Origin of the sequence: Psychromarinibacter halotolerans (assembly GCF_029168315.1) — a bacterium.
In the GTDB taxonomy this organism is placed as follows: domain Bacteria; phylum Pseudomonadota; class Alphaproteobacteria; order Rhodobacterales; family Rhodobacteraceae; genus Psychromarinibacter; species Psychromarinibacter halotolerans.
Genome location: NZ_JARGYD010000001.1, coordinates 948,244 through 970,445, shown reverse-complemented (window position 1 = coordinate 970,445; position 22,202 = coordinate 948,244). Strand labels below are relative to the sequence as shown.

The following is a 22,202-nucleotide window of genomic DNA, read 5'->3' as shown; positions in this document are numbered from 1 at the left end:
ATGACCGACAGACTGAACGACGCGGCGCTGACCCGGCTGCCGGATGGCGTCGCCCGCCCGCAGTACGACCGCCGCGCGGTGACACCCGGCATCGTCCACCTTGGCGTGGGCGCGTTCCATCGCGGGCATCAGGCGGTGTTCATCGACGACTGCCTGAACCGGGGCGAAACCGGCTGGGGCATCATCGCCGCCTCGCTGCGCAGCGCGACCACCCGCGACGCGCTGGCGCCGCAGGATACCCTGTACACCTATTGCGAGCGGGACGGGCAGGGCGAGACGCTGCGCGTGGTGGGCTCGATCCTTGAAGTGCTGGTCGCGCCCGAGGACCCCGCCGCGCTGCTGGCGGCGCTGGCCGATCCGCGTGTGAAGATCGTGACGCTGACGGTGACGGAAAAGGGCTATCTCGCCGACCTGTCCACCGGGCGCTTGCTGACGGACCATCCCGATATCGTGCATGACCTTGCCCACCCGGAGGCACCCCGCTCGATTTACTGCTACCTGACCGAGGCGATCCGCCAACGGCACGAGGCCGGTGCGCCGCCGCTGACGCTGCTGTCGTGCGACAACCTTCCCTCGAACGGGCGCATCCTGCACGGGGCGCTGGCGGATTTCGCGGCGCTGCGCGATCCGGCGCTGGCGGACCACATCCGGGACGCGATCCGCTGTCCTTGCGTGATGGTCGACCGGATCGTGCCCGCGACGACCGACGCCGACCGTGACGGCGTGGCGGCGGGGCTGGGCGTCACCGACGCGTGGCCGGTGGTGGCGGAACCCTATTTCCGCTGGGTGATCGAGGACGACTTCGCCGGGCCGCGCCCCGCGCTGGAACAGTCGGGCGCCGAGTTCGTGACCGATGTCGAACCGTTCGAGCATATGAAGCTGCGGATGCTGAACGGCGCGCATACCGCCATCGCCGCCATCGGCCAGTCTGCCGGACTTCCCACGGTGGACGCGGTTTATGCCGTGCCAGAGGTGCGCGATTTCATCGACCTGTACTGGCGGCAGGTAGGTCCGACGCTGCGGGCCGAGGTCGACGGCGCGGCTTACGTGGTGGGGCTGCGGCAGCGGTTCGCGAACCCGTCGCTGAAGCACAAGGCGGAACAGATCGCCTCGGACGCGTCGCAAAAGGTGCCGCAGCGCATCCTTGCGCCGCTGTGCGAACTGCGCGCGGCGGGTCAGCCGCACGGGGCGCCGATGCTGGCGCTGGCGCTGTGGCTGCGGTCCTGCGCCGCGACGAACGAAAAGGGGCAGGGGGTCGCGATCCACGATCCGGCGTTTCACGACTGGGACGCGCCGGATCAGGACGCCTTGCCGCCCGAAGACGTGGTGCGGCGGTTCCTAGGCTTCGCGCGCGTGTTCGGCACGACGCCGGATCAGACATTTGCGGCGGACCTTACCGCCGCCTACACCGATATTCGCACACACGGCGTTCTTGCCTGCCTGCGCCGCATGACCAAGGAGGGGTGAATGCAGGAAACCTGGAGATGGTACGGAGAGCCGGACCCGATCCCGTTGGCCCATGTGCGCCAGACCGGCGCCACGGGGATTGTCACCGCGTTGCATCAGGTGCCGGACGGCACCGTCTGGCCCGAGGAAGAGATCCTCAAGCGCAAGGCGATGATCGAAGCTGCGGGCATGACATGGACGGTCTGCGAGTCGATCCCGATGGAGCAGTGCGTCAAAAGCGGCGGCAAGGGCGCGGCCGAGGCGGTGGGGCGCTGGAAAGACACGTTGATGCGCGTGGGCCGGGCCGGCGTGCCGGTGGTTTGCTACAATTTCATGCCCGTCGTGGACTGGACCCGCACCGACCTGCGCTGGAAGGCGCCGGGCACCGGGCTGGCGCTGCGGTTCGAGATGGTGGATTTCGTGGCCTATGACGTGTTCGTCCTGAACCGTCCCGGCGCGTCCGACGACTATGACGCAGCACTGGTGGCCCGTGCCGAAGCGCGCGCGGCAGAGATGTCCGAGGACGAAAAGCTGCTGCTGGAAAAGAACGTCATCGCGGGCCTTCCGGGCGGCGCCTTGGTCCAGACGCGGGCGTCCATCGCGGCGCTGATCGACAGCTTCAAGGGCATCGACCGCGAGACGATGCAGGGCAACCTGATCGCCTTCCTGCGCGAGGTCGTTCCGGTCGCGGAAGAGGCGGGCGTGCGGCTGGCCATCCACCCCGACGATCCGCCCATTTCGCTGTTCGGCCTGCCGCGCGTCGTCTCGACCCCGCAGGACGTGCGCAACATCCTGTCGGCGGTCGACAGCCCGCACAACGGCATCACGCTGTGCACAGGATCTTACGGCGCGCGGGCTGACAACGACCTGACAGCGATGGCGCAGGAATTCGCCTCGCGCACCAACTTCGCCCACCTGCGCAATGTCACGGTGGAAGAAGACGGGTCCTTCTTCGAGGACGATCACCTTGAAGGGCGCGGCGACATGATCGCGATCATCGAGGCGCTGCTGCGCGAGGAACGGACCGCCGCCGCCGAGGGACGCCGCCCGGACATCCCGATGCGCCCCGACCACGGGCACCTGCTGGGCGACGACATCGACAAGGTCACGAACCCCGGCTACTCGTACAACGGTCGCCTCAAGGGGCTGGGAGAACTGCGCGGCATCATCCGCACCGTCTCGCGTCAACTGGACGGGGAAGCCGCATGAAGACGCGCAGACTTGGCAACACCGCGCTGAACCTGACCGAGCTGTCCTTCGGCGCGGCCCCGATCGGCAACCTGTACCAGCCGGTGGACCGCGCGCAGGTCATGCAGGTGCTGGACACCGCATGGGATGCGGGCATCCGCTATTTCGATACCGCGCCTTACTATGGGCAGGGCCTGTCCGAGCGGCGGCTGGGCGATTACCTGCAGGGCAAACCGCGCGGCGACTTCGTGCTGTCGACCAAGGTGGGGCGGCTTTTGTCGCCGGTCACCGACGGCCCGCTGCCCGACAACGGCTTTGTCGACGCGCTGCCGTTCAACGTGCGCTACGACTATTCCTACGACGGCATCATGCGGTCGTGGGAAGACAGCCTGCAGCGGCTTGGCCTGCCCTCGGTCGATATCCTGTTCGTCCATGACCTTGAACCCGATACCTTCACCGGCGACGACTATGCGGCGCATCTGGAGACCTTCGCCAAAAGCGGCATCAAGGCGCTGGAGCAACTGAAATCCGAAGGCTCCATCGGCGCTTACGGGCTGGGGGTGAACCAGGCCGAGGCCTGCGTCAACGTGATGGAACGGGTCGGGTTGGACTGTCTGCTGATGGCCGGGCGCTATTCGCTGCTGGATCGTTCTGCCTGCACGCGGCTGATGGGCATGTGCGAGGACAGCGGCACCGCGATGGTGGTGGGCGGCGTGTTCAACTCGGGCATCCTTGCCACCGGCGCGGTGCCGGGCGCGACGTTCAACTATACCGAGGCCTCCGACGAGGTGATGGAGCGGGTGCGCGGGATGCAGGCCGTGGCCGAGGCCCACGGGGTCACGCTGGCCAACGCGGCGTTGCAGTTCCCGCTGAAAAACCCGGTGGTGGCCAGCGTGCTGATCGGATCGTCGAAGCCGTCCAGCCTGACGCGGAACTTCGACACCTTCGCCGATCCGCTGCCTGACGCGCTGTGGCCCGAGATGGACGCGCTGGCGATCCACGGCTGATCGCTGTGCGTCAGCGGTGGCGCAGGTGAGGGATGACGTGCCCGCCGAAATCCGCGATGCCGCCGGGAAGCATGGGCGGCATCACGTTGAACCCGTCGGCGGCGCCGTGGGCGATCCAGTCGTCCAGCGTCGCCGCGACCTCGGCGCCGGTGCCGACCAGCAGCAGGTGACCGTGCCCGGCGGCGAAGCGGTTCGCCATGTCGCGCAGGGTCAGCCCCCGGTCCTGTGCGTCCGCTACCAACAGCCGCGCCCGCGAGTTGCTGAACGCGTTGTCGCGCAGGTCCTCGGGGCGATGCGCGAAGGGGGCGTCGGGATCGTCGCCCGACAGGTCCAGCCCGATGAACCGCGCCAGCTTGGTCAGGACGTGCTGCTGCCCGACAAGCTCCGACAGCTCGGCCAGTTGCGCCTCGGCTTCGGCCCGGGTGTCGGCCACGAAGGGCACGACGCCGGGCAGCACCGCCAACGCGTCGGGGTCGCGCCCGGCGCTGGCGGCAAGGACGCGCACCTCGTCCCGGAACGCGCGGGCGCTGGCCCGGTCGTTTTGGACCGTGAACACCTGATCGGCATGGCGCGCCGCGAAGGCGCGGCCCTTGGCCGACGACCCGGCCTGCGCAAGCACCGGCCGTCCATAGGGCGCGGGCGACAGGTTGACTGTCCCGTCCAGCCGCCCGAAGCGGCCTTCGCGGCGGACCGGCTGCGGCGCGGCGGTCAGCCATCGCGCGCCGTCCTTGTCCGCCACCCGGTCGATGCCGTCCCAAGCGGACCACAGCGCCTGCACCGCCTCGACCACCTCTTGGGCGATCTCGTACCGGGTGTCGGTCGGCGGCATCGCGTCCCAGCCGAAGGTCGTGGCCTCTTGCGGGTAGGACGACGTGACGATGTTCCACCCCGCGCGCCCGCCGCTCAGGTGATGCAGGCTGAGGATGCGGCGGGCAAGGTGGAACGGATGGTTGAAGCTGGTCGAGGCGGTGCCGGTCAGCGTCAGCCGCGTCGTCGCCGCCGCCAGTGCCGCCAGAACCATGAACGGGTCCAGCGTTTCGGACGGGTGCAGGTCGGGGTGGTCCTGCAGGCACAGGATGTCGCCAAGAAACAGCCCGTCGAAGCCGCCGGCTTCCGCGTCGCGGGCGCAGGCGGTCCAGTGCGCCAGGTCCAGCGGCGCGGTCGCCCGCACCGCCGGATGCCGCCACGCGGCTTCGTGACTGCCGTGGCCGAACAGGACGGCGTTCAGGATCATTGATCCATCCAGCCTTGGTCGTACCAGTCCGCCACGCTGCCGGGCCAGTCCAGCGGCTGACCGTCCGTGCCCTTCAGGACGCCGCTGTCGAACAGGAACTTCGCCATCCGCGCGACCCGCTCGGGGTCGATGGCGCCGACGGGGGTGTCGCCATCAGTCAGGAACCCGCCCTCGACGATCGCCTGCATCGAGCCTTCGACCAGCGCCGCGTTCGGGAAGTCTCCGGCGGCGATCATCAGTTCGGCCGCGTCGTTAGGGTGCGCGGCGGCCCATTCGTACCCCTGCTGCGTCGCCTGCATGAACCGCGCCACGATGTCGGCGTGGTCGCCGAGGTAATCGCTTCGGGTGCCGATATAGCCGTTCTGCTGGTCCGGGATGCCGTAGTCTGCGTAGGCGAAGGACGCCTGGTCGCGGCCCAGCAATTCGCTGTTCACGCCCTCCCACGTTGCGACCTCCAGCGTGAAGTCGACCGCGCCGGTGGCGAGTGCTTCATAGGCGCCGGTGCCCAGCGTGACGGTGTCGTAGACCGGATCGCCGCCGTCGGTCTCGATCATGGTCGAGATCAGCGCGTGCTCCCAGTCGCTGCCGAACCCGGCATAGGTTTTGCCCGACAGGTCGGCGGGCCGGGTGATCGCCGCGTTGTCGGCACCGTAGACCAGCCGCCCCGTTTCGTGCTGCATGGTCACCCACAGGGCCACAAGGTCGGCACCGCCCGCGCGTGCGCTCATGAACCCAAGCGAAGTCATATAGGCGAAATCCGCCGCGCCCGCCGCCAACAGCGCGGTCGAGCTGGTGTCGGAATAGGGCAGGATGTCCACCTCTAGCCCGGCGTCGTCGTACAGGCCCCGGTCGCGGGCGGCGATCAGGCCGACGTGGTTGGTGTTCAGCGTCCAGTCCAGAGCGATGGTCACGGGGTCCTGCGCCAGCGCGGCGGCAGGGGCCGACAGGGCGGCGAGGGTCAGCAGGGTGCGGATCATGAGGTCTCCTCCAGCAACAGGGTTCTGAGTTTCGATCGTGTGTCGGCCAGCGCCGCCTCGGTCCGGGCGGCGCGGGGCGTGGTCAGGGGAATGTCCGTGACGATGCGGCCGGGCCGGGCGGACATGACAAGGATGCGGTCGGCCATCTGCGTGGCCTCGTGCAGGTCGTGGGTGACCATCAGCACGCCGCGCGGGGTGTCGGTCAGGCGGGCGCACAGCCAGTCCTGCATCCGCAGGCGCGTCACCGCGTCCAGCGCAGAGAACGGTTCGTCCAGCAGGATGAACCGGGTGTCCTGCACGATGGTGCGCAGGAAGGCGGCGCGCTGGCGCATCCCGCCGGACAGCTCTGACGGGAACCGATCCTCGCATCCCGACAGGCCGAACGGCGCGAACAGGGGCGCGGTGCGGGCGCGCGCGGCGCGGCGCGACTGCCCGCGCATCTCCAGCCCAAGCCCCGCGTTCTCGGCCACGGTCAACCACGGGAACAGCGCGTCCTGCTGCGGCTGATAGGCCAGCGCGGCATCCGGCGCGTTCAGCGGGGCGCCGTCGCGGGTGGCCGTGCCGCGCGCTTCGAGCGCCGGATCAAGGATGCCCGCCAGCCATTTGATCACGGACGTTTTTCCGCAACCGGACGGGCCGATCAGGCAGGTGATCCCGTCGGGGGCGACCGTCAGCGACAGCGCGTCGATCAGGACCGCGTCGCCGGCGCGGATGGTCAGGTCGTCAATCCGCAGCATCGGCGCCTCCGCGAAACCGGCGGGCCGTCAAGCGGTCGGCCAAGTGCAACGCGCCCAGCAGGCACAGCGTCAACACCGCCGACACCACCACGCCCGCCAGCACAAGGTCGGCGCGGAAGTTGTTCTTGGCGGTCAGGATGTAGATGCCGATCCCGCGCCGCGCGCCCGCGTATTCCGCGAAGATCGTCGCGACGATGGCATAGGTTGCCGAGATACGAAGCCCCGCGAAGAACGAGGGGCGCGCGACCGGCAGGATCACCCGCCGGAACACGCGCCCCGGTCCGGCGCCCATCGAGGTCAGCAGATCCACATAGGCGCGGGGCGCACGGGCGTAGCCCGACAGCAGGCTGACGAGGATCGGGAAGAAGGTGACAAGGATCACCAGCAGCACTTTCGGCAGCAGTCCGAACCCGAACCACAGGATCATCAGCGGCGCCAGCGCCACCAGCGGCACCGTCTGGCTGGCCACCAGCAGCGGCATCAGCCCGCGCCGAAGCCACGGCACGAAGTGCAGCGCGACCGAGGCCGCGCAGGCGAAGCTCACCGAAAGCGTGAACCCCAGCGCGGCGACGGCGATGGTGCTGACCGCGTGGCGCAGGATCTCGGCCCGTTCCACGACCAATGCGCGCATCACACCGCTGGGCGGTGGCAGCACCAGCGGCGACACCTGCGCAAGGCGGCAATAGGTCTCCCACGCGGCCAGCAGAAGGACCGCGAAGACAAGGGCGGGCGGGATACGCGTAACGGCGGACATGACGGCTCCGGGCGCGCGGACACCGTGGGGCGCCGCGCGGTGCAGGGCAGGGATCAGCGCAGGCTGGGCGAGTTGGCCGAAGCGGTCAGGTCGATGGTGACGTGACCCTCTGCCGGTCCGAAGCGCAAAAAGGCTTGCCGGACCGTCTCGAACACCGCGCCGGCGTCGCCGCGCAGCCGGGTGCAGAAGTTCTTGGACCTCAGGAAGGTGCCGGACGCCTTCAGGAAGTCGATGCAGCCATAGATCTCGTCCATGTGCCGGTCCTGACCCAGCACGTACAACGAGAACTGCACGTCGATGCCCACACCCGTGACCGGCGCATCGGCCACCGCCGCGCGCGCCTCGGCCTGCCGCTGGTCAAGCGGCTGGTGCTGCGCGCGGGTCAGCGTCTCGCACCGGCAGCTGGGGTCGTCGGGCTCGCCGGGGCAACCGCGCGACAGGGTGACGTGCATCGTCACGTGCTCGGGCCGCCGGGCGGCGGCGGCAAACAGGTCGCGGATCGCGTCCAGCAGCGGACCGGGAGCGCCGACCATCAGGGTCGACATGTCGTCCGTTTCGATCCGCAGATCGTTTCTGTAGGGATCCAGACCTTTCAGCCCGGTGAGGATGACATCCACGAAATCGGACGTCATCGGATAAAGAGACACTTGCGCGCCAATGAACATAAGACCCTCGCTCCGCTGGCATGACCCAGATCAGCTGTGAAGGGTTCGCGCGTCGTCGCGCATCTCAGCCCCGCTCGGGGCACCCCTGGTGATGTGCGCGCAGGCTGTTCGATCGCACGGAGATTGTCAACGACCCCTCGTGGATCGGTCATGCCCCCCCCATTGTCCGGGCGTGGTCCGCGCCGTCCGCAACGATGTTCTTAACGTCGCAACCGGAGCTTGAGTTGTGAACGAGCGTGGGTTACAGTTTTCGAGAACCGAGGTTCATATATGAGAACTTGCCGGAAGGAGGAGTCTGGCGATGGCTCGGAACATTCTTTGGATCATGGCGGACGAGCTTCGTGCGTCATCGCTTGGCTGCTATGCGGGCGACGCTGGCAGTCCCGGCTGGGACCGTGCGGCGACCCCGCACATCGACGCATTGGCGGCGGGTGGCGTTCGGTTTTCGCGGCACTGGTGCAACTCACCGGCCTGCGTGCCGTCGCGCTGTTCCATGCTAACCGCGCAGCCGCCCGAGCGGACGGGGATCTATTCGAACGAAGGCGCGTGGAAAAGCTATCCGGTCCCGAGGATCGCGCGGACCTTTCCCGAACATTTCGCAGACATGGGTTATCGCACGGCGAACATCGGCAAGGCGCACCTGCCGTCCGGATACGCGGCGTGGCAAGACAGCGATACACGCGGCAGCGGGATGAACATTTTCGCGCAAGCCGTTGGCAGCGAAGCGTTACAGGCCATCGTGCCGCGTGGGATTCCGTCGCCGGTCGGCGGGCGGTTCCCGGATGACGTGGCCTATCCGCCCGAGGCGGTGACAGACGCGGCGCTGCGCTGGCTCAATGCGGCACCGGCAAGGGACGGGCCTTTCCTGCTGCGGGTGTCGTACCTTCAGCCGCACACCCCGGTGCTTCCCCCCGACAGTTACAGGGCCCGCTACCACGCGGCGGATTTTCCCGGACACGACCTGCCCGCGGGCACCCCAAGCCGGTACGAGACGCTGTTCGCCGAGGCGGTCGGCGGGCCAGAGCTGAGCCAGGCGCAGATGCAGCAGGCCCAGGCAGATTACGCCGCGCTGGTGACATGGCTGGACGATCAGGTCGGCCGGTTGATCGGGGCGCTGGATGAGGCGGGGCTGGGATCGGACACCGTGGTGGTGCTGAACGCGGATCACGGGGCGTCGCTGGGCGAGGGCGGCTTGCTGGCCAAGGTGGTCCACGCGCCGCAGTCTCAGCGGATACCCCTGATCGTGCGTGCGCCGGGCCTGCCTGCGGGCACGGTGCGGAATGACGCGTCCGAGGCGCTGGACCTTGCGCGCACCCTGTCCGGGCTGGCGGGGATCGCGCCGGACCCGGAGTTCGCCGGGTGCGACCTGTTCGACGATCCGCCTGAGCGCGACGTGTTCTCGGTGATCGGGCAGGGGCACGCGGGTGCCGCGGCCTCTTCGGCGGCACAGGTCGGCGGCTGGCCGGATGGCCGGGGATGGCCCCGGCGCGCCTGCATTCGCAGCGGAAGGTGGCGGTTCGATATGAACGTCCGGCAGGACGGCGGCCACGTGCTTGCGGAAAACGAGGACCCCTTTCTGTGCGACACCGCAGCCGATCCGTTCGAGCGTTACAATCTGGCGGCCGACCCGGCCCATGCGGCGCGGGTCGCTCGGTTTCGCGGGATACTGCTGGACCGCGCGGCAGGTGCGCTGGAGCCGGCCTTCGTTCCGGCCTTTTCGGCAGAGGAGGTGGGCGAGTTCGCGCCACCGAAGATGTAGGGAAACGTCATGCAAAAATTGAAGGCGGCCGTGATCGGTGCCGGGTGGTTCGCGGCCTACAGCCACATTCCCACGCTCGCGGCGCGAGCCGAGGTGGAATTGGATGGCGTGTGCAGGCTGGGCGTCGATGATCTGGAACGGGTTCGGGACGCGTTCGGTTTCGCGTTCGCATCCGAGGATTACCACGAGGTTCTGGCGCGCAGGCCGGATGTTGTGATCGTCTCGTCGCCGCACAGGTTCCACTATGAACAGGCGCGGGCGGCGCTTGAAGGTGGCGCGCATGTGATGTGCGAGAAGCCGATGACGCTGGACCCGGACGAAGCCTGGGATCTTGTCGAGATCGCGCGGCGCAACGATCGGCACCTTCTGATCGCGAACTCCCACAACTACCTGCCGCATGTCGGCGCCCTTCGCGACCGTATCGCGGACGGTCTGATCGGCGAGATCGAACACGTGTCGTGCTCCTTCATCTCGGTCACGCGCGAGGTTTTTACCGGCGCAGCGGGGTTGAAGCGGTGGGACGAGGCGTTCTTCCGGCCGGACAGATCGACATGGCAGGACCCGCAGGGGGGTGGCGGCTTCGCCTATGGCCAGCTCAGCCATTCGCTTGCGCTGATGTTCTATCTGTCGGGGCTGGTACCGGACCGGGTGGCCGCGTTGACCCGCGTTGCAGAGGGTGTCGACATCGCGGACTCCGCCGTGCTGGGCTGCAAGGGGGGCGCGACGGTGTCCGTATCCGGCTCGGTCGCGATGCCACAAGGGGAACGCGCACTGATGCGTGTCTTCCTTGCCGGAAGCCTCGGGCTTGTCACGGCAGAGTTCGATCTGGACCGGTGCGACATCAAGCTGAACGACGGCACGCGCGAGACCCTGCCTTTGTCGGCCGGGGACTGGGCCGTCAACAGCGCTGCGCCGGTGGACGCACTTGTCGATCTTGCGCTGGGACGCGGCAGGAACCAGTCGGAAGGCGCCATTGGGGCGATGACGACGGCCACGATCCACGCGATGCTGGCGTCGGCGGACAAGGGCGGCGAGATGGTCGGGGTTGTGACCCGATGAGCTGGGAGGCGTTGACCGGAACGGGCTTCGTGCTGCGCCTTCGGCCCGGCATGGCCGGGGAGTACCGACGCCGCCATGCCGAGATCTGGCCAGACATGGCCAAGGCGCTGCGGGCGTCGGGGGTCGTGGTGTACGAAATCTTTCTTGATGAAGCCGGCGGGCAGGTGTTCGGCCACATGCTGCGCGACGGGCCGCCGCCAGAGACGGAGGATCCGGTGATCCTGCGCTGGCGCGCCTACATGGCCGATGTGCTGGAGATGGACGGCGACCAACCGCTGCGGGTGCCGGTGGAAAAGGTCTTCCGGCTGACCGCTGCGGGCGGTGCTGGGGGTCAGTCCAGTTCCAGCCCGTAATGCGGCGAATGCACCAAAGCCTCGATCTGCGCGCCGGCCATGTCCGGGTCGCTCAGGGCTGCAAGCTTGGCGTTCCCGGCGGTGTTGCCGATGCGGCGCGAGATGTCGAGGCTGGTCGCCGCAAGTTGGGACAGGATGTGCGTCAACGCCTTGCGAGAGACGCGGGTCATCGGCACCGAGACCGACAGCGACACCTCGGCGCGGCCCTCGTTGCCCGGAATCGGCACGGCGAGGCAGAACACGCCAGGTGTGTACTCCTGGTTGTCTACGGCGAAGCCGCGGCGGCGTGTGCGCTCAAGCTCTTCGGCAAGCGCGGACGGGTTCGACAGGGTGGTGTCGGTGTAGACGGGCAGCGTTTCGGACGGATACAGCCGCCCGAGCGCGTCGTCGTCCAGACCGGCAAGAAGCGCCTTTCCGACGCCGGTCGCATGGGCCTGAAGCCGCACCCCCGTTTCGGACAGAAGCCGCAGCGCGTGGGTGCTGTCCACGCGGGCGAGGTAGACGTTTTCCGTCCCGGACAGCCGCGCGAGCTGGGCGGTTTCGTTCACCTGCTGCACCAGCGCTTCCATCGCCTGACGCGCGACGTTGATGATGTCGTGCGAGCGCAGATAGGCCTCACCCGCCTCGAGCGTCCGGATGCCAAGCGTATAGCGGCGGCTGTCCTCGTCCAGCTCCAGATACTGGCGGCGGACAAGGACGTCGAGCAGGGCGTGCAGCGAACTTTTGGGGAATTTCAAAGTCTTGAGGAGATCCGTGAAGGTAATGCCATGTTCGGCGGGGATCGCCTGTTCAAGAATGTCCAGCACGCGCTCTGCGCTTTTCACCGACTTGGCCGGCGCCGGGGTTTCGGGGGTCGAGGGTGGCTTCGCCATGTGCGGTCTCCCTGCGTAAGGCGGGCGGCTTGACCGAATCCCGAATCGCGTGCATAGTTTTTGTGAACCTAGGTTTGCATATGTGAACTACACCGGACTGTCAAGAGTCCGGAGTTCGAAAGACCGGGTTCATGCAAATGGGAGGATAAGATGCAAAACGGTTCTACCGCGCGGGCGCGTGCCCGACGCGCAGTCTCGATGTACGGACTTGCCGCCGTGCTGTCGGCTGCAACGACGATGGCGACGGCCCAGGGGATACCGGATGTCCCCCGCAACCGAACGTTGATTTCGCAGGGTTGGGATTTCTACAACCAGGTCCCGTCGATCGACAACTTCAACCCGTATGCCGGCGTGCTTCTGCATATGCGGAACAACCTGCACTACACGGTTTACGAGTCGCTTTTCTACACCAACCACAACACGAACGAGAGGATCCCGTGGCTGGCGACCGGGATGGAGACCAGCGACGATTTCATGACCGTCACGGTCAACCTTCGCGAGGGGGTGAAGTGGTCGGACGGCGAAGCGTTCGACGCCGACGACGTGGTCTATTCGCTGAACATGCTTAAGGCGGAATCGCCGGGAATGCTGTTCTCGTCGGCCATCGACGAATGGGTCGAAAGCGCCGAGGCGGTGGACCCGCTGACGGTGACGATCACGCTCAAGAAACCCGGACCTCGCTGGGCGCAGGACACCTTGGCGACCGGACAGGCTTCGCGCTTCGTGGTTGTCCCGGAACATATCTGGGCAGACACCGACGCCAGCGAGTTCGCGAACTTCGACCTAGAGGCCGGCTTGCCCGTCGGTACCGGACCCTACCGGTTGGTCGCGTCCAATTCGTCGGCCCTGACCTTTGACCGGCGTGAAAGCTGGTGGGCGGTCGAAACAGGCTTTGTCGAAGAGATGCCGAAGGTAGAGCGCATCGTCTACGTCCCCGGCACGCAAGAGGCGATGCCTCAGCTGTTCGCGTCCAACCAGATCGACATGGGCAGGTCGATCCAGCCCGGCGCCTACGAGGCGATCCGTTTTCAGAACCCGGCGCTGGTGTCGTGGAACGAAGAGGGGCCGGTCTGGGGCGCGCCCGACGGCTGCACCTATGCTCTGCGCTTCAACAACCAGGTGACGCCGTTCGACGACGCAAACCTTCGCCGCGCGATCAACTATGCCATCGACCGCGATCAGATCGTCAACCTTGCCTACGAAGGCAGCGTGCTGAAGGCCATGATGCCGCTCAGCTCCTACTCCGGCATGCTCGAATACGTCGACAAGATCGCCGAGTCCGTCGATCTTGAGGCACTGGACAACCCCAGCGTCGAGAAGGTGGCCGAGCACATGGAGGCCGGTGGCTACGTCAAGGGCGACAACGGCATGTGGGCGAACGCGGACGGCAGCCCGCTTCAGCTTGAGCTTGCGGTCGCGCAGGGTGACCCGATCGGGCCGGTCCTGTCGCAACAGTTCAAGCAGGCCGGGTTCGATGCCTTGTTCAAGGTGATGCAGCTGACTGCCAAGAACGAGGCCTACATCGCCGGGAACTACCAGATGGACGTCGGCCCGCATTGTGGCGCGCTGTACGATCCGTGGCAGACCCTCGAACACTTCCACTCGAAGTATTCGGCGCCGGCGGGCGAAAGCATCAAGAACAACCGTGCGCCGACCCGCTACGAGAACCCCGAACTGGACGCGCTTCTGGACCAGATGGAGGCGCTTCAGCCGTCGCCCGATGATCCCGAGTACATGGAGCTTGTGCGTCAAGCTGCCGAGATCTTCGTGTCGGAACTCCCCGAGATCAGCTTGGCCGAGGAACTGCACACGCTCGTGTTCAACTCGACCTACTGGACCGGATATCCGAACGCGGAAGATCCCTACATCGCGCCTTACCTGCCGTGGGCCGGTTTCGAGCTGGTGATCCTGAACCTCGAACCGACGCAGTAAACGCATCCGTATCGCAGACCGGGCGCCGGACACCGGCGCCCGGAGCGACAGGCAAGATTGGATAACGAATATGGAAGCTCTGGTCTGGGAAGGCCCCAGGAGCATGACGCTCCGCGAGTGGCCCGATCCCGTGCCCGCCGAGGGCGAGGTGCTGATCGACGTGGCCTATGTGGGTATCTGCGGTTCTGAACTGGGCGGATACCTTGGGCACAACGCGTTGCGGGTGCCGCCGCTGGTGATGGGACACGAATTCTCTGGAACGGTCACGGCGGTCGGGCAGGGCACGCAGACGGACCTGAAGCCGGGTGACCGGGTGACGTGCAACCCGATGGTCCCTTGCGGCGACTGCGAGTTCTGCGACGAGGGCGCGCCGCATCTGTGCGCACGACGGTCGCTGATCGGCGCGCACCGTCCCGGTGCTTTTGCGGCGCAGGTCGCGGCGCCAGCGCGGGCAACCTACCACATCGGCGAAGGCGTCTCGATGCAGGATGGCGCGATGGTCGAACCCTTCGCCGTCGGCATCCGTATCGGCCGCATTGCGGGCGATGTGGCGGGGCGCTCGGTGCTGGTGATCGGGGCAGGGCCCATCGGGCTGCTGGCGATACAGGTCCTGCGCAATCAGGGCGCCGCCAAGGTGTACTGCGCCGACCTCGACCCGGACCGGCTGGAGATGGCGCGCAGCTTCGGTGCCGAGGTGATCGACCCGAACGCCGCCGACACTGTCAAGACGGTGCGCGATGGAACCGGTGGATCCGGCGTTGCTCTGACCGTGGATGCCGTGGGTTCGGCGCAGACGCGGGCGCAGGCGGTGGCGGCCACGCGGTCCGGCGGCACGGTGCTGCTGTCCGGGCTGCACGCCGAAGCCAGCGACTTTCCCGCGTCCGAGGTCATCCGCCGCGAGATCGTGGTGAAAGGCGCCTTCTGCTACACCGCCGAGGATTTCGCCGATGCGCTGGCGGCGGTCGCGGACGGAAGCCTGTCGCTGGGCGACTGGGTGGTCGAGGCGCCGCTGGGTGACGGTGGCAAGTGGTTCGACCGTCTGGTGGATAACCCCGGCAACGTGTCCAAGGTCCTTCTTGTCCCGGGGCGGTCGGAATGAAGATCGCGCGTATCGAAGCCTTCCCGATCCAGTCGGACATGAAGGGAGCCCTGTACAAGGGCGATGGCACCGAGGGGCGGCGCCCGCCCTGGACGAAAGGGGCAGAGGTCGCTGGTCCCATGTCGGGCTATGCGCGGTTCAAGAAACTGCGGTCGACATGGCGTTATGACGGCGCGGTCGGCTGCCTTGTCACCGCCGAGGACGGCACGACCGGCTTTGGGATGACACGCTACGACCTGCCGGTCATTCACCTCGTCAACGACCACTTCGCTCCGCTTCTGGTGGGCGAGGACTGTATGGCGATCGAACGTCTGTGGGACATGATGGTGCGCATGGCATCACCCTATGGCGTCGCGGGCATCCCCAGCTATGCGATCTCGGCGGTCGACCTTGCGCTTTGGGACCTCAAGGGCAAGCTGCTGGGCCAGCCCGTCTATGCGCTGGCCGGCGGGCCGGTACGGGATGACCTGTTCGTCTACGCCACCGGAAACGATACCGACTGGCACATGGAGCTTGGCTTTCGCGGAACCAAGCTGGCCTGTCCCTATGGTCTGTTCGACGGGCTGGACGGGCTGGCCCGGAACGAGGCGCTAGTGGCCGAGCGGCGCGAGATGGTCGGGCCTGACGTCGAGCTGATGCTGGATTGCTGGATGGCTTTCGACGTCGAGTTCGCGGTCCGGCTTTCCGAGCGGCTGAAGCCCTACGGCCTGCGCTGGATCGAGGATTGCCTGCTGCCCGAGAACGCCGAGGCGCATGACGAACTCCGCCGAAGGCTGCCCGGCCAGACTCTGGCGACCGGCGAACACTGGTATGCACTGCAAAGCTTCGCGACCGCCTGCACGCGACGGATGGCCGACATCCTGCAGCCCGACATCTGCTGGGCCGGTGGATTCACCGGCTGTCGCAAGATCGCCCAACTGGCCGAGGCGCACGGATTGGAGGTCTGCCTGCACGCGGGCGCGAATACGCCCTATGGCCAGCACCTGTCGGTGACGTCTCCGGCGATCCGCTGGGCCGAGTATTTCGTCGGCGGCGCGCCGGGCGTGCCGCTGGAGGAAAACCGCGTGTTTCCCACGATGCCGGTTCCTGTCGGCGGGCGTATCGCGCCGTCGGATGCGCCGGGCTTTGGGCTGGAGATGACGGATGCCCTTTTGGAAAGCATGAGGCGCTAGCATGTACCTCGATTATGTCGCCCGACGCTTCGGCGTCATGCTTTTGGTGATCTTTCTGGCGGTCACCATCAACTTCATCCTGCCGCGCCTGATGCCGGGCGACCCGATCGAAAGCCAGCTGAGCCAGCTTCTGGCGCAGGGGGGCGGTTCGGTCGGGGATGTCGAGGCGATGGTGGCGGCCTACCGCGAAAGGTTCGGTCTCGACCAGTCGTTCCTGCATCAGTACCTCAGCTATTGGGGTGCGCTGTTCCGGCTGGATCTTGGGTTCTCGCTGGCGAACTACCCCGAACGCGTCGGGCCGGCGATCCTTGCGGGCCTACCGTGGACGCTGGGCCTGTTGGGCTTCGCCACGCTGGTGTCGTTCCTGATCGGCACGCGACTGGGCGGCCTGATCGCGTGGCCAAGGGCCAGCCGTTATTGGCAGGGCGTTGGGTCAGTGGTGCTTTTGATGTCGTCGGTGCCGTACTTCCTGATCGGAATGATCCTGCTGTACGTGTTCGCCGTTGTTCTGCGGGTGCTGCCGGCCGGGGGCGGGCTGCCCTATGGCATCAATCCGGGGCTCGACTGGGCCACGGTCAAAGGCATCGTCCTGCATGGCACGCTGCCCGCGCTGTCGATCATCCTTGCAGAGACCGGCGCGTGGGCGGTGGGAATGCGCGGAATGCTGGTGTCGGCGCTTGGCGACGACCATATCGCGCTGGCCGAGGCCAAGGGCCTGAAGGACAGCCGTATTTTCCGCCGCTACGGAATGCGCTCGGCGATGCTGCCGCAACTGACCAAGCTAGCGCTGACGATGGGGCACATCGTGTCGGGCGCCATCCTTGTCGAGGTCATCTTCTCGTATCCCGGCATCGGGTTCCGCCTGTATCAAGCCATCCAGTCCAAGGACTATTTCATGATCCAGGGGATCGTGCTTGTCCTGTCGATCTCGCTGGCCGTTGCCACCTTTATCCTCGACATGATCTATCCGCTGATCGACCCGAGGATCTCGTCCCGGAGGAATGCGTGATGAGCCTGCGGTCTTCGCTTCACTGGGGCATCGGCATTCTTGGCGCGATCCTTCTGGTCGCCCTTGTGGGGCCGCTTGTCGCCGACCGCAGCCTTTCGCAGGTCGGGGCCGTCATCCCGCGCCAGCCGCCCTCGGCCGACTATTGGCTGGGGACGGATGCGCAGGGACGCGAGATGATCTCGGTCCTGATCTACGGCCTGCCGCAGACGCTCAAGATCGGGGTTCTGGCCGGGTTGATCTCGCTGGGGGTTGGGACGTTCCTTGGGCTACTGTCGGGCTTCGTCGGGGGCTGGCTGGACGCCACGATCCGCACGGCGTCGGACGTGATGATGACGATCCCGGGCATCGCCGTGATGGTTTTGGTCGCGGCCAACGTAAGGGTGATGACGGTCGAGATCATGGCCGTGATCGTCGCCGCGCTCAGCTGGATGATCGCAACCCGCACGATACGGGCGCAAACCCTGTCGGTCCGCGAGCGCGGTTATGTCCAGATCGCCCGCCTGAACGGTCAGTCGGGTCTGAAGCTGGTGTTCGTCGAGGTCCTGCCGAACCTGTTGCCCTTCATCGCCGCTAGCTTCGTGATGACGGTCAGTCAGGCAATGATGGCCACGATCGGGCTAGAGGCGCTTGGCCTTGGTCCGCAGAACGAGCTGACGCTGGGCATGACGATCTACTGGGCCCAGTTCTACGCCGCCATCGTGCGCGGCATGTGGTGGTGGTGGCTGCCGCCGATCCTTGTGTTGTCGCTGATCTTCGTGGGGCTGATGCTGACCTCGATCGGTCTGGACAGTCGGGTGAACAAGAGACTGGCGAGGGGCTGATGCTGCTGGATATTCAAAACATGAGCGTGCGCTACGGCACCCCGAAGGGTCCGGCCTACGCGGTGAACGACCTGACCATTTCGCTTCGCGAGGGCGGACGCCTGGGGCTGGTCGGGGAAAGCGGGTCGGGGAAGTCGACCACGATCCTTGCGCTGATGCGGCTGCTGCGCGGCGGCGAGGTCAAGGCGGACGGGATCACGCTATCCGGCCGCGACCTAGTCTCGCTGGGCGAGGGGGCCTACCGATCGCTGCGCTTCGCGGACATGTCGATGGTGCCGCAGGGGGCGATGTCGTCCCTGAACCCGGTGCTTCGGATTTCCGAGCAGATGGGCGACATCTTCGATGATCACGGCATCCGGCACACCCGTCCCGAACGGCGTGCGGTGCTTGGCGACCTGTTGCAGCGCGTGGGACTGCCCGCATCGGTGCAGGACCGCTATCCGCACGAGCTGTCGGGCGGGATGAAACAGCGGGTTTGCATCGCGATGGCGATCGCGCTGGGACCGAAGCTGATCCTTGCGGACGAACCGACATCGGCGCTGGACGTCATGGTGCAAAAACAGGTTCTGGCCACGCTGGGGCGGGTTCAGCGCGAGCTGGGTGCCGGCATCGTATTGATCGGCCACGACATGGCGTTGATGGCGCATTTCGTCGAGGGTCTCGGCGTCATGTATGCCGGACGGCTGGTCGAAACGGGCCCCGTCCGCCGCCTGTTCGAGGCGCCGCGGCATCCCTACACGCGGATGCTCATCGACTCGCTACCGTCTTTCGAGCGCCGCGGTGTGTTCAAGGGCATCCCCGGCGTCGGTCCCTCGCTTCTGAGCCGGGTCGAGGGCTGCCCGTTCCACCCACGTTGCTCCATGGCGGTCGACACATGCCGCCAGTCCCTGCCGCAGCCGCGGGCGGTGGACCCGGAAGAACCGGCGCATCTGGCGGCGTGCCACCGCGCGGAGGAGGTGCGATGACGGGAACGATCGAGGCGAGAGGCGTGGATGTGGTGTTCACGTCCGGCATTGGCGGCCGGGTTCGCAAAGCGGCCCTAAGCGACGTGTCGCTTTCCGTCGGAGGCGCGCAGCCGTCGATCACCGCCGTGGTCGGCGAAAGCGGCAGCGGCAAGACGACGCTGACGCGGCTGCTGCTTGGCTTTCAGTCCGCCACCTCGGGCGAGGTGTTGTATAACGGCCAGCCCATGAATGCGCTTTCCGGAAGCGATCTCAGGACGTTCCGGCGTGACGTTCAGGCAATCTTTCAGGATCCGTTCGAGGCCTTCAATCCGTTTTATAAGGTGGAACATCCGCTTGTGACGCCGTTGCGGACGTTCGGGCTGGCGCGGTCGCGGGACGAGGCGTTGCACCTTGTCGAGCAGGCGATGGAGACCGTCGGCCTACGCCCGCAGGAAACCATCGGAAAGTACCCGCACCAGCTGTCGGGCGGACAGCGCCAGCGGATCATGATCGCGCGGTCGCTGGCGCTGCGGCCGTCGGTGATCCTTGCGGACGAGCCGGTCAGCATGGTGGATGCCTCGCTGCGGTCGACCATCCTCGAGATGCTGTGGAAGCTGAACCGAGACCAAGGCATCGCGCTGATCTACGTGACGCACGATCTGACCACCGCCTATCAGGTGGCCGAAACCATCCTTGTTCTTTACGGCGGCCAGATCATGGAGATCGGCGCGGCGGAAGAGGTCATCCACCGTCCGCGCCACCCCTATACCCGTGCGCTGATCGACGCGGTGCCATCCCCGGACCCCTCGGTCGACTGGAACCTTGGCGACGGCACCGACATCGGCGACACCCACAACCTTCCCGACGGCGGGTGCCCGTTCGCACCCCGTTGCGCCAGCGCGCACGACCGGTGCCGAGCCGAGCGGCCCCCGCTGTTCGATACCGATCCGCTTCGGGCCTCGGCCTGCTGGCTGGACGAAACGGATGCGCACACCACGGGGGCCGAGATCCAGCGCCGCGCGGCAGAGGCTCGTGCGGCGGTGGCGGCCGAATGATCGTCGATGCGCACTGCCACGTCTGGCGCCGCTGGCCCTACGAGCCGCCGGTGCCGGACCCGGACACCCGGGCGGGCGTGGATCAGCTTGTGTGGCACATGGACCGGAACGGCGTCGATCATGCGGTGGTGATCGCGGCGGCAATCGGTGACAATCTGGACAACGCCGCCGACGCCTTTGCCGCGGCGGCGGCGCATCCCGGTCGGCTGACGGTGTTTCCCGATCTCGAATGCCGCTGGTCGCCCACGTTCCGCACGCCGGGAGCGGTGGACCGCTTGCGTGCGGCGCTGGATCGTTGGGACATGCGCGGGTTTACCACCTACCTGACCGAAGAAGAGGATGGCGACTGGCTGAGGGGGGACGACGCCGGGCCGTTCTTCGCCCTTGCGGAACAGCGGGGACTGATCGCCAGCCTGTCGCTGACGCCGCATCACCTTGACGCCTGCGCGACGCTGGCACGCCGCCATCCCGGCCTGACCATCCTGTTGCACCACCACTGCCACTTCGGCCCCCGCAGCGCGACCACGCTGAAGGACCGCCCGCTGGCCCATGCGATCGCGTCGTGCGGCAACGTGTTCGTCAAGCTGTCGGGGCAGGGCAACGTGGCCGGCGCGGACGAGGAATACCCCTATCCCGACCTCGACTGGCTGCGCGCGATGATGGTCGAGCTGTTTCCCGGCCGTGTCGTCTGGGGGTCGGATTTCCCGGTGTCTTCCCGGCACACGACATACCGCCAAAGCATGAACGCCGTGCTGCGCCATACCCCGCTGACCTCGGCGGGACGCGAGGCGGCGATGGGTGGGACGATGGCGCGCCTGCTTGGGCTGTCGCAAGGCTGATCAGGGGATCTCCAACTCGCGCACCAGATCGGCGTCCAGCGCGACGCCCAGCCCCGGAGCCGAGGAAACGGGCAGGGTTCCGTCCTCGACCATCAGTCCACAGCGCACGAGCCCATCAAAATGGGGGCTTTCGTCGAACTGCACCTCGAGGGTCAGGAAATTGGCCAGCGTGGCGGACACCGCGACGCTGGCCGCGTGGCACACCGGCCCGGTCGGGTTATGGGGCGCGACGTGCTGACCGGCCGTCGCGGCAAGCTCCGCTACCGCGCGCGTCGTTCCGAGGCCGCCGATGTACTTCACGTCGGGCATCAACACGTCATAATGCCCGCCCTCGATATGGGGCCGCATCTCGGCAAGGTTCAGGCACCCCTCCAGACCCGCCATTCGCACCCCGCGTCGCGCGGCCTCTTGCTTGAGCGCGCGCAGGACGCGGTTGTGCGCGGGCGCCTCCGGCACCGGGCATTCCAGCCAGAACAGTTCCATCTCTGCGGCGGCCGCCAGCACGCGGAATGCCGTCGGCTCGTCAAACCGCCAGTGACAGTCCACCAGCACCCGCGCGCCGTCGTCCATCTCGGCGCAGACTGCCGCGATACAGTCCAGTCCAGCCGCGACCCGTCCGCCCTCGGTCATCCGGTCGCCGTCGCCCACGCCGTCGAAGGGGGCGATTTTCACATGGGTGAAACCCGCGTCGCGCGCCAGCCGGGCCGAGTCCGCAAAGCCCTCGGGGGTCCGGTCCCGCGTACGACGGTTGATGTTGGCGTAGGCCGCAACCCTGTCGCGCCGCGCGCCGCCCAGAAGGGCTGTAACGGGCTGGCCCAACCGGTGCCCCTGCGCGTCCCACAGCGCCTGCTCCGTGGCGCTGGCGACCGCGTTCTGAAGCAGTCCGCCTTGTGGCGGCTCGGACAGCACCGGGACGTTGTTCGGCAGCGCGGGCTTGCCGCGCAGACGCTCGGCAAGCGAATTGGCGTGCGCCTTCAGGACTGCCCCTCCGCCGTTGACCGAAGCCTCGCCGATCCCGGTCACGCCATCCGAGCAAACAAGTTCGATAAAGGTCCACTCCGTCTTGTCGCTGATGCGAAGGACCCGGCAACGCAGGTCCGCGATGGTGGCAACGGTCATGGATTCTCCTCCCTCATGATCTTTCGTCCCGTGCGCCAGCGTCGCTGTCCGCCAGTGCATCTTCAATGGGCTCCCGCCATTGGTCCAGACAATTTTCTAGACATTTGAAATTGGTTGGACCAGTCTCCAGCCCCAGGGAGCGAGAAATCAGGGAGGAACCA

Annotated in this window: 21 protein-coding genes and 1 riboswitch; of the genes, 14 read left to right on the top strand and 7 right to left on the bottom strand. The window is 67.0% G+C overall.

What is annotated here, in order from left to right; translation table 11 throughout:
• The 3 genes from P1K30_RS04550 to P1K30_RS04540 are packed head-to-tail and all read left to right on the top strand — an operon-like array spanning position 1 to position 3,641.
• Entirely contained in the window at positions 1–1,467 is a 1,467-nt protein-coding gene (locus P1K30_RS04550; protein ID WP_275631480.1) for a mannitol dehydrogenase family protein, read from the top strand.
• Entirely contained in the window at positions 1,468–2,655 is a 1,188-nt protein-coding gene (uxuA, locus tag P1K30_RS04545; protein WP_275631479.1) for a mannonate dehydratase, read from the top strand.
• A complete protein-coding gene (locus tag P1K30_RS04540; RefSeq protein ID WP_275631478.1) occupies positions 2,652–3,641 on the top strand; it encodes an aldo/keto reductase in 990 nt (329 codons plus the stop codon). Before uxuA ends, P1K30_RS04540 begins: the two co-directional genes overlap by 4 nt.
• A 10-nt stretch (positions 3,642–3,651) precedes the next feature.
• On the opposite strand, the gene P1K30_RS04535 is transcribed toward P1K30_RS04540, so the two are convergent.
• The 5 genes from P1K30_RS04535 to P1K30_RS04515 form a co-directional block, all read right to left on the bottom strand.
• Positions 3,652–4,875 carry an NtaA/DmoA family FMN-dependent monooxygenase gene (locus P1K30_RS04535; RefSeq protein WP_275631477.1) on the bottom strand — a complete coding sequence of 408 codons (1,224 nt, stop codon included), beginning with the start codon at positions 4,873–4,875 and terminating at the stop codon, positions 3,652–3,654.
• Entirely contained in the window at positions 4,872–5,852 is a 981-nt protein-coding gene (locus P1K30_RS04530; protein ID WP_275631476.1) for an ABC transporter substrate-binding protein, read from the bottom strand. Before P1K30_RS04530 ends, P1K30_RS04535 begins: the two co-directional genes overlap by 4 nt.
• A complete protein-coding gene (locus P1K30_RS04525) occupies positions 5,849–6,589 on the bottom strand; it encodes an ABC transporter ATP-binding protein (RefSeq protein ID WP_275631475.1) in 741 nt (246 codons plus the stop codon). Before P1K30_RS04525 ends, P1K30_RS04530 begins: the two co-directional genes overlap by 4 nt.
• A complete protein-coding gene (locus P1K30_RS04520; protein ID WP_275631474.1) occupies positions 6,576–7,343 on the bottom strand; it encodes an ABC transporter permease in 768 nt (255 codons plus the stop codon). The genes P1K30_RS04525 and P1K30_RS04520 overlap by 14 nt, the downstream gene beginning before the upstream one ends.
• Positions 7,344–7,396: 53 nt before the next feature.
• Entirely contained in the window at positions 7,397–8,008 is a 612-nt protein-coding gene (locus P1K30_RS04515) for a YkoF family thiamine/hydroxymethylpyrimidine-binding protein (protein WP_275631473.1), read from the bottom strand.
• A riboswitch (TPP riboswitch) is annotated at positions 7,999–8,105 on the bottom strand. Its footprint overlaps the gene before it by 10 nt.
• Positions 8,106–8,309: 204 nt before the next feature.
• On the opposite strand from P1K30_RS04515, the gene P1K30_RS04510 reads away from it, so the two are divergent.
• The 3 genes from P1K30_RS04510 to P1K30_RS04500 are packed head-to-tail and all read left to right on the top strand — an operon-like array spanning position 8,310 to position 11,179.
• Positions 8,310–9,767: a sulfatase family protein gene (locus tag P1K30_RS04510; protein ID WP_275631472.1), complete on the top strand. Its 1,458-nt coding sequence runs from the start codon at positions 8,310–8,312 to the stop codon at positions 9,765–9,767.
• A 9-nt stretch (positions 9,768–9,776) separates the two neighbouring features.
• Positions 9,777–10,826 carry a Gfo/Idh/MocA family protein gene (locus P1K30_RS04505; protein WP_275631471.1) on the top strand — a complete coding sequence of 350 codons (1,050 nt, stop codon included), beginning with the start codon at positions 9,777–9,779 and terminating at the stop codon, positions 10,824–10,826.
• A complete protein-coding gene (locus tag P1K30_RS04500; RefSeq protein ID WP_275631470.1) occupies positions 10,823–11,179 on the top strand; it encodes an L-rhamnose mutarotase in 357 nt (118 codons plus the stop codon). Before P1K30_RS04505 ends, P1K30_RS04500 begins: the two co-directional genes overlap by 4 nt.
• On the opposite strand, the gene P1K30_RS04495 is transcribed toward P1K30_RS04500, so the two are convergent.
• Positions 11,158–12,051 carry an IclR family transcriptional regulator gene (locus P1K30_RS04495; RefSeq protein WP_275631469.1) on the bottom strand — a complete coding sequence of 298 codons (894 nt, stop codon included), beginning with the start codon at positions 12,049–12,051 and terminating at the stop codon, positions 11,158–11,160. The genes P1K30_RS04500 and P1K30_RS04495 overlap by 22 nt on opposite strands.
• Positions 12,052–12,201: 150 nt before the next feature.
• On the opposite strand from P1K30_RS04495, the gene P1K30_RS04490 reads away from it, so the two are divergent.
• The 8 genes from P1K30_RS04490 to P1K30_RS04455 all read left to right on the top strand — a co-directional run bounded on the left by P1K30_RS04490 (position 12,202) and on the right by P1K30_RS04455 (position 20,922).
• Entirely contained in the window at positions 12,202–13,983 is a 1,782-nt protein-coding gene (locus tag P1K30_RS04490; protein ID WP_275631468.1) for an ABC transporter substrate-binding protein, read from the top strand.
• Positions 13,984–14,086: 103 nt separating this feature from the next.
• On the top strand, positions 14,087–15,082 hold the full coding sequence (locus tag P1K30_RS04485) for a zinc-dependent alcohol dehydrogenase (RefSeq protein WP_275631467.1): 996 nt from the start codon (positions 14,087–14,089) through the stop codon (positions 15,080–15,082).
• The gene (locus P1K30_RS04480; protein ID WP_275631466.1) at positions 15,079–16,254 is read left to right on the top strand and encodes an enolase C-terminal domain-like protein; all 1,176 of its coding nucleotides are present in this window, start codon (positions 15,079–15,081) and stop codon (positions 16,252–16,254) included. Before P1K30_RS04485 ends, P1K30_RS04480 begins: the two co-directional genes overlap by 4 nt.
• Before the next feature lies 1 nt (position 16,255).
• Positions 16,256–17,263: an ABC transporter permease gene (locus P1K30_RS04475; protein ID WP_275631465.1), complete on the top strand. Its 1,008-nt coding sequence runs from the start codon at positions 16,256–16,258 to the stop codon at positions 17,261–17,263.
• Entirely contained in the window at positions 17,263–18,084 is an 822-nt protein-coding gene (locus P1K30_RS04470) for an ABC transporter permease (protein WP_275631464.1), read from the top strand. Before P1K30_RS04475 ends, P1K30_RS04470 begins: the two co-directional genes overlap by 1 nt.
• Positions 18,084–19,049: an ABC transporter ATP-binding protein gene (locus P1K30_RS04465; protein WP_275631463.1), complete on the top strand. Its 966-nt coding sequence runs from the start codon at positions 18,084–18,086 to the stop codon at positions 19,047–19,049. The genes P1K30_RS04470 and P1K30_RS04465 overlap by 1 nt, the downstream gene beginning before the upstream one ends.
• Positions 19,046–20,083 carry an ABC transporter ATP-binding protein gene (locus tag P1K30_RS04460; RefSeq protein ID WP_275631462.1) on the top strand — a complete coding sequence of 346 codons (1,038 nt, stop codon included), beginning with the start codon at positions 19,046–19,048 and terminating at the stop codon, positions 20,081–20,083. The genes P1K30_RS04465 and P1K30_RS04460 overlap by 4 nt, the downstream gene beginning before the upstream one ends.
• Entirely contained in the window at positions 20,080–20,922 is an 843-nt protein-coding gene (locus P1K30_RS04455) for an amidohydrolase family protein (protein WP_275631461.1), read from the top strand. The genes P1K30_RS04460 and P1K30_RS04455 overlap by 4 nt, the downstream gene beginning before the upstream one ends.
• Here the strand turns inward: P1K30_RS04455 and P1K30_RS04450 are convergent, their stop codons facing one another.
• Positions 20,923–22,041 (bottom strand): mandelate racemase/muconate lactonizing enzyme family protein, encoded by a 1,119-nt coding sequence (locus P1K30_RS04450; RefSeq protein WP_275631460.1) that lies wholly within the window; start codon positions 22,039–22,041, stop codon positions 20,923–20,925.
• Positions 22,042–22,202 lie beyond the last annotated feature (161 nt).

What these genes read in the sequence shown, in the direction of transcription:
- P1K30_RS04455 (WP_275631461.1), top strand. Translation starts at nt 20,080, where the DNA reads ATGATCGTCGATGCGCACTGCCACGTCTGGCGCCGCTGGCCCTACGAG.
- P1K30_RS04470 (WP_275631464.1), top strand. Translation starts at nt 17,263, where the DNA reads ATGAGCCTGCGGTCTTCGCTTCACTGGGGCATCGGCATTCTTGGCGCG.
- P1K30_RS04485 (WP_275631467.1), top strand. Translation starts at nt 14,087, where the DNA reads ATGACGCTCCGCGAGTGGCCCGATCCCGTGCCCGCCGAGGGCGAGGTG.
- P1K30_RS04540 (WP_275631478.1), top strand. Translation starts at nt 2,652, where the DNA reads ATGAAGACGCGCAGACTTGGCAACACCGCGCTGAACCTGACCGAGCTG.
- P1K30_RS04500 (WP_275631470.1), top strand. Translation starts at nt 10,823, where the DNA reads ATGAGCTGGGAGGCGTTGACCGGAACGGGCTTCGTGCTGCGCCTTCGG.
- P1K30_RS04475 (WP_275631465.1), top strand. Translation starts at nt 16,256, where the DNA reads ATGTACCTCGATTATGTCGCCCGACGCTTCGGCGTCATGCTTTTGGTG.
- P1K30_RS04505 (WP_275631471.1), top strand. Translation starts at nt 9,777, where the DNA reads ATGCAAAAATTGAAGGCGGCCGTGATCGGTGCCGGGTGGTTCGCGGCC.
- P1K30_RS04550 (WP_275631480.1), top strand. Translation starts at nt 1, where the DNA reads ATGACCGACAGACTGAACGACGCGGCGCTGACCCGGCTGCCGGATGGC.
- P1K30_RS04510 (WP_275631472.1), top strand. Translation starts at nt 8,310, where the DNA reads ATGGCTCGGAACATTCTTTGGATCATGGCGGACGAGCTTCGTGCGTCA.
- P1K30_RS04525 (WP_275631475.1), bottom strand. Translation starts at nt 6,589, where the DNA reads ATGCTGCGGATTGACGACCTGACCATCCGCGCCGGCGACGCGGTCCTG.
- P1K30_RS04450 (WP_275631460.1), bottom strand. Translation starts at nt 22,041, where the DNA reads ATGACCGTTGCCACCATCGCGGACCTGCGTTGCCGGGTCCTTCGCATC.
- P1K30_RS04465 (WP_275631463.1), top strand. Translation starts at nt 18,084, where the DNA reads ATGCTGCTGGATATTCAAAACATGAGCGTGCGCTACGGCACCCCGAAG.
- P1K30_RS04490 (WP_275631468.1), top strand. Translation starts at nt 12,202, where the DNA reads ATGCAAAACGGTTCTACCGCGCGGGCGCGTGCCCGACGCGCAGTCTCG.
- P1K30_RS04535 (WP_275631477.1), bottom strand. Translation starts at nt 4,875, where the DNA reads ATGATCCTGAACGCCGTCCTGTTCGGCCACGGCAGTCACGAAGCCGCG.
- P1K30_RS04515 (WP_275631473.1), bottom strand. Translation starts at nt 8,008, where the DNA reads ATGTTCATTGGCGCGCAAGTGTCTCTTTATCCGATGACGTCCGATTTC.
- uxuA (WP_275631479.1), top strand. Translation starts at nt 1,468, where the DNA reads ATGCAGGAAACCTGGAGATGGTACGGAGAGCCGGACCCGATCCCGTTG.
- P1K30_RS04460 (WP_275631462.1), top strand. Translation starts at nt 19,046, where the DNA reads ATGACGGGAACGATCGAGGCGAGAGGCGTGGATGTGGTGTTCACGTCC.
- P1K30_RS04530 (WP_275631476.1), bottom strand. Translation starts at nt 5,852, where the DNA reads ATGATCCGCACCCTGCTGACCCTCGCCGCCCTGTCGGCCCCTGCCGCC.
- P1K30_RS04480 (WP_275631466.1), top strand. Translation starts at nt 15,079, where the DNA reads ATGAAGATCGCGCGTATCGAAGCCTTCCCGATCCAGTCGGACATGAAG.
- P1K30_RS04520 (WP_275631474.1), bottom strand. Translation starts at nt 7,343, where the DNA reads ATGTCCGCCGTTACGCGTATCCCGCCCGCCCTTGTCTTCGCGGTCCTT.
- P1K30_RS04495 (WP_275631469.1), bottom strand. Translation starts at nt 12,051, where the DNA reads ATGGCGAAGCCACCCTCGACCCCCGAAACCCCGGCGCCGGCCAAGTCG.